Source organism: Pseudomonas emilianonis (assembly GCF_023072625.1).
GTDB classification, from domain to species: domain Bacteria; phylum Pseudomonadota; class Gammaproteobacteria; order Pseudomonadales; family Pseudomonadaceae; genus Aquipseudomonas; species Aquipseudomonas paraveronii.
Genome location: NZ_JAKNRV010000223.1, coordinates 1 through 8,690, shown reverse-complemented (window position 1 = coordinate 8,690; position 8,690 = coordinate 1). Strand labels below are relative to the sequence as shown.

Here is an 8,690-nt window from a genome sequence, read left to right as displayed (position 1 = left end):
GATTACGCCGCGCGCAAATTGAAAGACAAAAATCTCGACCTGATCGTTGCCAATGATGTCGCCAACCCGAGCATCGGCTTCAACAGCGAGGAAAACGCCTGCAGCGTGATCGACCGCGCCCTGCACGGCGAGTTGATGATCGGCACCGTGGGTGATCGCCTGATCGAGCTCGCCGCCGGCTGGGGCGTGATGCTGGTGATCTCCGGCGTGTACTTGTGGTGGCCGCGCGGCAAGTCATCGTCCGGCGTGCTGTGGCCGCGTTTCACCACCCGTGGCCGGGTGTTCTGGCGCGACCTGCACGTGGTCACCGGCTTCTGGGGCGCCGCGTTGTTGCTGGTGATGCTGCTCAGCGGCATGGCCTGGACCGGCTTCTGGGGCAAGCAATACGCCGAGCTGTGGAACCGCTTCCCGGCGGCGATGTGGAACAGCGTGCCGACCTCCGATCAACAGGCCCGCGTGCTCAACACCGCGACGCAACAGACCGTGCCCTGGGCCATGGAAAACACGCCGATGCCGGTGTCCGGCGACCATGCTGAACACATGAACCACGGCGCGATGCATGCCGCCCCTGCCGCGCCCACCATCCGCCTGCAACAGGTGGTCGACCTGGCCACCGCACGCAAGGTCGAACCCGGCTACAGCATCACCCCGCCCACCACTGCAGAGGGCGTATTCACCGTCGCCGTGTTCGCCAACGACCCGCGCAATGACGCGACCCTGCATGTGGACCAGTACACCGGCAAGGTCCTGGCCGATGTGCGCTGGGAACACTACAACGGCGTGGCGCGGGCGACCGAGACCGGCGTGATGTTGCACGAGGGCAAGATGTTCGGCTGGGTCAATCAACTGATTGTGCTGCTGATCTGCCTGATGATCCTGCTCAGCGCCGTCAGCGGCGTGGTGATCTGGTGGAAGCGGCGACCGGCGGGCGGCCTGGGTGTGCCGCCGTTGCGTCATGACCTGCCGAAGTGGAAAACCGCGATGGTGATCATGCTCGGGTTGGCGATCATCTTTCCGTTGGTGGGCGCGTCGTTGATCGTCGTGTGGGCATTGGATCGCCTGCTGCTGTCGCGGCTGTTTGCGCAACCCTCGCGCGCTTGACGCCGACGCCGCCGTGGATCGGTCGATCCACGGCGGCCGGCTTCGGCAGCGCTGAACACCTGTCAGAGTTCGTCCTTGTCGCGACCGTACAGCACGTCCTGCGGGTCGGGCTCGGCGAGTACATCCTTGACCTGCCATTCCGCGCCCAGTGCGCCCGGACGCGTCCAGAAGGCATCGGTTTCCAGCACGGCCAGCATGCCGGCCTCGCGCAAGCCGCTGACCAGCACGCTGGGCAACGGTGATGCGTCGACACTCAGCAGTCGCGTCTCATCCTCCGTGAAACCCGGCACATACTTCAGGAGCGCACCGCCGCGACACGACAGATACACACTGTCGGCGACCGGACGGTTACTGCCGATGATGTCCAGGTACAGGCGCAGATCGTTCTGGTCGGCAAAGTTGTCCAGCAAGCGCTGATCCAGCGACGGCAGATTCAGACGCAAAGGGATGACTTTGTAAAACGCCTGCAGCGCTTTGATGGTGTAGAAGAACAGCGGGTGATCGGGCGTGATATCGAAGCCGAGATGGCCGAACCAGAACAGTTGTGAAATCGTGTCCGCCAGCCACGCACGGCGGTCCTCCACCGGCTCAAGCGCGACAAACCCCCGCCCCTTTGGCGGCGCCAGCACGGCGCCGAGGTATTCGCGGCCCTTGAAGCTGCCCAGCTGTTTTTCGGCCCAGCGCGCGGCGTCGTCGGCATGGTTGAACAGCGGCCCGCAAAATGACAGAAAGTGCGGGTTGTCCTGCACCGACCAGGGCGCGGCGTTGGGCTGCCACTGCGCGGTAACAGCTTGTTCCTTGCCCCACACCGCGCTCCTGACACGCACATACAACTCGCCCTGGGTCGCAAGCCCGCGCACGTAGTCGGCAACCGTCGCGGTGCCGGCCAGTAACTTAGGCTCCAGGGTTCTGGCCTCGGCGTTCAGCGCATTCAGCGATTGCCGCCCGTTCTTGGTGAATGAATACCTCAGCAACGCGCCGTCGGCGCACAGCAGGTAGAGCGGCAGGGCACCGTTACCGGCCAGGCTGCTGACAAAATTGACGCCGTTGGCCAGGGCCTGGGGCGAGAAAAAGCTCAGCGCCATGGCATCGTTCGTTGGCGCAATCGCCAGGGTAGAGGCGCACAAATACAAGCCCTCCAGCGTATAACCCTGGGGCAACAAGCCATCGACGAAGACCTGCTCGAAACGCGTGTAGTCGCCGCGTACCAACGGCAAGGTCGTCATGTAGGCATGCTTGCGCGCGTCCTTGAGTACATAACCGAACCGCAACTGCGCCTGCGGCGACGACAACCGCTGTGCATAACGCACGGCGTCGTAAGCCTGGGTAAAGATCGGGCTGCATGGCGCATCGGCAAACACCTGCTTGATCGCCAGCGCCGCCTGGGAGACCACGTTCGGCACGAACGGCGCGCTCAACCGTCGCGGGTAGCCCCACAGATGATTACCGTTGACCACCTGTAAATCGCCGGCCTTCGCCACCTGTGTGACGAAGTCGACCGGGGCCAGCGCGCCGCTGCGCAGTTGCCGTTCGATTTGATTGTCCGCGACATCCTCCCTGACCAGGTTCAAGGCCGCCAACGTCGGCTTGAGCGCATCCTCCTCAGGGGACCCGGTCAGTTGGTAACTCAGGATCACACCCTCGGGGCCGAACAGGTATTCGCGTTTGATGTGGACTTTACGGCGCAACAGGTCCGACAACACGCTGGTGGGCAACATGCTCTGATAGACGGCTTTTTGGGTGGCCGACAACAGTATCTGCGTCTCCTGCCTGAGCACTGAGCGATACCGCGCGACGATGGTACTTCCCGGCGGATACAGCCCTTGCGTAATCGCCGACTCAGGGTAAATCCAGTTCAGTGCAAACCCCTGGGGCGGCACCACCAGCGGATCAGTCGCCACGAACAAGCCATCGGGCAGCCTGAGCAAGACGCCGCCATAGGTGCGGCGCCGGCCTTCACCGACAATGGCCGCGGCATAACGCGCCGCATCGTCCGGGTTGGCAAACGCCGGGCCAACGCGGCGTCGGGTCAGGTTTTCGTAGCCGGACCAGGTGCGCGGCACCCGCCCGTGTTTGTCCCAGCATTGGCTGGTGCGCACCACGTCGAGTTCCCCGCCGTTGGCCCACTCCCGGACAAACGTCTGCGTCGTCTTCTGACCGGAGGCCAACGCGGTACTGGCCGCTTCAAAGGCGCTTTCCACCGGCCCGCCGCTGCCCACGTTGAAGGGCAGCGGTACGAATCGCAACAAGGCCCCCTCTTGCGTCGAAAAATACACCGGCAGGTTTCTACCGCTGTTGTATTTCGCCCCTCTGCGCTTGCTCTCGTAAATCGCCTCGTACAACACCATCGGCATCACAAAATAGCGGGTCAGCCAAGCACTGGACGCCGACAGCCCGCTCGGCTGCCATTGCTGCGAGCGAAACAGCCCGCAGAGCACAAACCCATCAGGAAACCGATAGTCACTCGCTTGTGTCGGGGCAAACACACTGTTGAGATTGAACAACTTGGCCTGTTGATTGACGCCCACCACCTCGGTGGCCACGTAGTGCGCCGTTTCCTTGTGCTTGAGGATAAAACCAAAGTACGCCTGCTCGGGCAGGTTGCGCCCATGGACCCGCGCATGCAGATCACGGGCGGCTTCATCCGCCGTGCTGAACAGCGCGCCATAGGTGGCATAGTCGGGTGCGCCGAGCCTGGGCGCATAGTCGAAAGAGGGCGTCCAATCCTTATAGATAGGCGAACGCGGGCCCCATAACGGGTTGCCTTGGACCACCCGCAAATCAGCCGTCTCAGCTAACCTGGCGACCCACAGTGCGGGCTTGAAAAACCCGCTGTCCATGCGCTTTTGGGCCACGCTGCCGCCCGGTTTCGGCGCGGTGGCCGTTAACAGCAGTGCCTCCTGCGCGGAGCCGCTCGGGGTGTACGCCAGCAAACAGTCCTCGGCCCCCGACAAGTACGCAGGGCGCCCTGACTGGATCACGTCGTGGAGTTCAGCCGCGTCAAAAATCTGCAGGTTGATAAGGGCGTCTTCGCGCGTCCAGTCGCGTTGCTTGACCCAGCCGGGGTCAACCATCGACAGCGCCGGGTGGGAGCCGTAACGGCCGTGAACGAAGTACGGCTCGGGCGGGATCAACGGGCCCGGTATATCCGCCGAAAAAAACAGCTTATGGGCGAACGGGTTGGGGTCGCTTGCCTGGGGCTGGGTGATGAAGAAACGGCCGTCCTTGTCCTTGAGTATGTAGCCGCCGTAGGCACGGTCGCGCCGTGAGCCGATCTGCTCGTGGGCATAGACGGCCGCGTCGTGCGCGCCAATAAAGGGCGGGCTTAATACCGCCTGATGGAAACCGTTCAACACCGCCGAGCGATTGTCCACCGCACCGACCGTGCGCCAGAGCAACCCAGCCTCGACCACTGACAACGCCGTCGCGGCAATCACCCGACGCACGTAGTCGCGCGGGCTGAGGGTGCCGGCCTTCAGCGCGGCCTGGGCACCATTGTCGTCGAGCAGGCCATCGCGGCCCTCTTTGACCAGCCCGCCGGCATCACTCGCCAGTGGCACCTTGAGTACAAGCAGTGCGTCATCCGAGGTTTGAATGTAAAGGCGCAAACCTCGGCTGCTGTTCTGTATGTCCTGGGTCGCTTCTGACTGCGTGATCGCCGCCACCAACTCCGCAGGCGTCGGGAATGTGGCGTACAACCACGGCTCGTTTTCGGGGATATCCGTTGGCTCGGGTTTAGAGCGGTAGTAGAGGGCTTCCAGCCGAAAGTTGGAGGGCAGCTTCAGTTTGCCCGGGGCTCGCTCGGGGAACAGCCCTGCTGCGGCGAACAAGGGCGGGCGCGCCTCCTCTGGAAAAGTCGCCACATAGCGTTCGTCCGTCAGATGCTTGAGCACAACCCCGAAGGTGCGACGGTCGGGCGTCGTCGGGGCATGACGCTGCGCCGCACTCACCGCCGCTTCAGCGCTGCCGAGGAGCGCGGTAAACAAGGGCTGGCGGGTCACGGCGTTAGACGTGAACGGCTCGAACACCACCCAGTCCGCCGGCACCGTGCCGATGGAGCCGCCCCACAATGCAGTGGGTACGATCAGGCTCAACTCGCCCAGGGTGGAGAGCTTCTTCACGAACTCGCTGAACGGGCCATACACCCCCACCGCATTGCCGGCCGGCTTGCCGGCGCCGATCCACAGCGCGAAACTTCGCTCCCTTGGCGAGCCACTGGGCGCATAGCGCATCAGCGAGCCGTCCGGCCCGGACAGATACGCCGCCGGGAAAAACTGCCGCTCATTGACGTCGTAAAAGAAGTCGGCCGACGAAAAAAAATTCACGAACGCTTTGACCATGCGCTCATCCATAGAGGGGTCGTCCCGGGCGACTTGCGCATGGATCGCCGGGTGCGAATGGTAGCTGGCCACACAGGTGTAGCCCTTGGGTTGCTGATAAAAACCGTCGGCACCGACCGCCAGGACCTTGAGCAAGTCGAACTCCTGTTTTTCCCCAGGCACAGGCTCGGTCGCCAGATACTTGCCCGTCGCCCCGCGCACAATCACTCCGCCGTACTCACGGTCTCTTTTTGCACCGATCCGGGTGTGCGCCCAGTAAGCGGCATCCTCTTCCTTTAAAAATTCCGGGCTCAGCATTGGCAGGCTCGTAGCGCCCCTGCGTGAACCGGCGGCACGTTCTTCCCGCGATAATCTGATAGCCATAAACACTCCCTGTAGAACACCTGGATCGATGTTGTCAGGGGGCATTCTTGTCACGCCGAACCCGGCTCAAGTGGTAGCTAATTAACCGACGCCAAAAACAGCCCCTTTAAGGTGCGCAAGCGTGCACGACGCGCCCGCAACGGCTCCGAACTGGTGCGCCGATGCCCCTCAACGCGTCTACATCGATGTGCGCGCCCCCGCGAATACGTACCTCGGCACAGCCTTTGCAAAAGCCTGTGCAACGCCCTCATAACAACATCGAGTTCACGGAGATCGCACCATGAAGCGTCGCAGCTTGATCAAGGCTTTCACACTCACAGCATCGATTGCCGCCATGGGCATGACCTGGACCGTGCAGGCCGCCGAGACCATCAAGGTCGGCATCCTGCATTCGTTGTCCGGCACCATGGCCATCTCCGAAACCTCGCTCAAAGACATGGCGCTGATGACCATCGACGAGATCAACGCCAAGGGTGGTGTGAACGGCAAGATGCTGGAGCCTGTGGTAGTGGACCCGGCGTCGAACTGGCCGCTGTTCGCCGAAAAAGGCCGGCAGTTGCTGACCCAGGACAAGGTCGCCGTGGTATTCGGCTGCTGGACCTCGGTGTCGCGCAAATCGGTGTTGCCGGTGTTCGAAGAGCTCAACGGCCTGCTGTTCTACCCGGTGCAATACGAAGGCGAAGAGATGTCGCCGAACGTGTTCTATACCGGTGCGGCGCCGAACCAGCAGGCGATCCCGGCGGTGGAATACCTGATGAGCGAAGAAGGCGGCAGCGCCAAGCGTTTCTTCCTGCTGGGCACCGACTACGTGTACCCGCGCACCACCAACAAGATCCTGCGCTCGTTCCTGCATTCCAAGGGCGTTGCGGATAAAGACATCGAAGAGGTCTACACCCCGTTCGGCCACGCCGATTACCAGACCATCGTCGCCAACATCAAGAAGTTCTCCGCCGGCGGCAAGACAGCGGTGATCTCCACCGTCAACGGCGACTCCAACGTGCCGTTCTACAAGGAACTGGCCAACCAGGGCCTGAAGGCCACCGACGTACCGGTGGTGGCGTTCTCGGTGGGCGAAGAAGAACTGCGCGGCATCGACACCAAGCCGCTGGTGGGCAACCTCGCGGCCTGGAACTACTTCCAGTCGGTGGAGAACCCGGTGAACACCAAATTCGTCGCCGACTGGAAAGCCTACGCCAAGAAACACAACCTGCCGGGCGCGGACAAAGCCGTGACCAACGACCCGATGGAGGCCACCTACGTGGGCATTCATATGTGGGCACAGGCGGCGGAGAAGGCCAAGTCCACCGACGTCGACAAAGTGCGTGAAGCCCTCGCCGGCCAGACCTTCGCCGCGCCGTCGGGCTTCACCCTGACCATGGACAAGACCAACCACCACCTGCACAAGCCGGTAATGATCGGTGAAATCCAGGCCGACGGGCAGTTCTCGGTGGTCTGGCAGACCCAGGAACCGATCCGCGCACAGCCATGGAGCCCGTACATTCCCGGCAACGACAAAAAACCTGATTACGCCGTGAAAAGTAACTAAGCCCCGCCACGGCCCCATGTGGGAGGGGGCTTGCCCCCGATAGCGGTGGATCAGTCAGCACATGCATTGCCTGACCCACCGCTATCGGGGGCAAGCTCCCTCCCACATAAAGCCGACCCGTGCATGCTCAGGACATTTTGTTATGCCCACTGCCCTCTACCGCTTCATCCTCGCCGCCCTGCTGTTGCTGCCTGTTGGCGCACACGCCGGTGACGCCGAAGATTTCCTCACCGCCAACCCGACGCAACAAGCCAAACTGCTGCAGGATTGGGCCGCCCAGCCCGACCCGGCGCGCATCGAGTTGGTGGACGCCCTGCAACAAGGCCAGCTCACGGTCAATGGCGAAACCAAGACCGTGCGCCTGAACAACCGCCTGCGCGGTCTGATCGACAACGTCCAGGCCAGCCAGCAACTGCTCGCCGCCGACCCCAAGGTGCGCCTTGCAGCCGCGCAAACCCTGCAAAAAACCGCGCAACCGGCGCAGCTTAAATTCCTCGACCAGCGCGTCGCCGCCGAAACCGTCGAAGACGTCCACACCGCCCTCAGCCTGGCCCTGGCCAACCTGCAATTGGTAGACGCCGATCCGGTGGTGCGCCTCGCCGCCGTGCGCTTGCTCGGCAGCACCGGCGACCCGCTGGCCCGCACCCGCCTCGAAACCCTGCTCGCCCCCGGCGTGGAAACCGACGCTGCGGTGCATACCGCCGCCGAGACCAGCCTGGCCCAGGTCAAACGCAAATTGATGCTGGGCGAGATCCTCGGCCAGGCCTTCAGCGGCATGTCCCTCGGTTCGATCCTGCTGCTCGCGGCCTTGGGCCTGGCGATCACGTTCGGCCTGCTGGGCGTGATCAACATGGCCCACGGCGAGATGCTGATGCTCGGCGCGTATTCCACCTATGTGGTGCAGTTGCTGATGCAGCGCTACGTGCCGCAAGCCATCGAGTTCTACCCGCTGATCGCGCTGCCGGTGGCGTTTTTCGTCACCGCCGCCATCGGCATGGCCCTGGAACGCACGGTGATTCGTCACCTGTACGGCCGCCCCCTGGAAACCCTGCTCGCCACCTGGGGCATCAGCCTGATGCTGATCCAACTGGTGCGCCTGGTGTTCGGCGCGCAGAACGTCGAAGTGGCCAACCCCGCCTGGCTGTCCGGCGGCATTCAAGTGCTGCCCAACCTGGTGCTGCCGTACAACCGCATCGTGATCATCGCCTTCGCCCTGTGCGTGGTGCTGCACACCTCGCTGTCGGGCAGCTTTAACGAGTCGATGGTGAAGAAGGTCGGGTGCGACAATTTCCTGTCCAAATTCCAGCCGGACAAGCTGGTAGATGTGGTGCGCGAGCGAC

4 protein-coding genes and 1 pseudogene are annotated in these 8,690 nt (G+C 63.0%); 4 read left to right on the top strand and 1 reads right to left on the bottom strand.

Going from position 1 to position 8,690, the window contains the following annotated elements; translation table 11 throughout:
- Positions 1 to 126: pseudogene (locus L9Z73_RS19995) on the top strand (phosphopantothenoylcysteine decarboxylase); the annotation flags it as partial.
- Entirely contained in the window at positions 106 to 1,101 is a 996-nt protein-coding gene (locus tag L9Z73_RS19990) for a PepSY-associated TM helix domain-containing protein (RefSeq protein WP_345894176.1), read from the top strand. The pseudogene L9Z73_RS19995 and the gene L9Z73_RS19990, both read left to right, overlap by 21 nt.
- A 62-nt stretch (positions 1,102 to 1,163) precedes the next feature.
- Here L9Z73_RS19990 and L9Z73_RS19985 read toward each other — a convergent pair whose 3' ends face one another.
- Positions 1,164 to 5,804 carry a DUF4329 domain-containing protein gene (locus L9Z73_RS19985; RefSeq protein ID WP_247404498.1) on the bottom strand — a complete coding sequence of 1,547 codons (4,641 nt, stop codon included), beginning with the start codon at positions 5,802 to 5,804 and terminating at the stop codon, positions 1,164 to 1,166.
- A gap of 280 nt (positions 5,805 to 6,084) precedes the next feature.
- On the opposite strand from L9Z73_RS19985, the gene urtA reads away from it, so the two are divergent.
- Entirely contained in the window at positions 6,085 to 7,350 is a 1,266-nt protein-coding gene (gene urtA, locus L9Z73_RS19980) for an urea ABC transporter substrate-binding protein (RefSeq protein ID WP_247404496.1), read from the top strand.
- 142 nt (positions 7,351 to 7,492) lie between these two features.
- Positions 7,493 to 8,690 (top strand): ABC transporter permease subunit (locus L9Z73_RS19975; protein WP_247404494.1); only part of this gene is annotated, 1,198 nt, incomplete at its 3' end.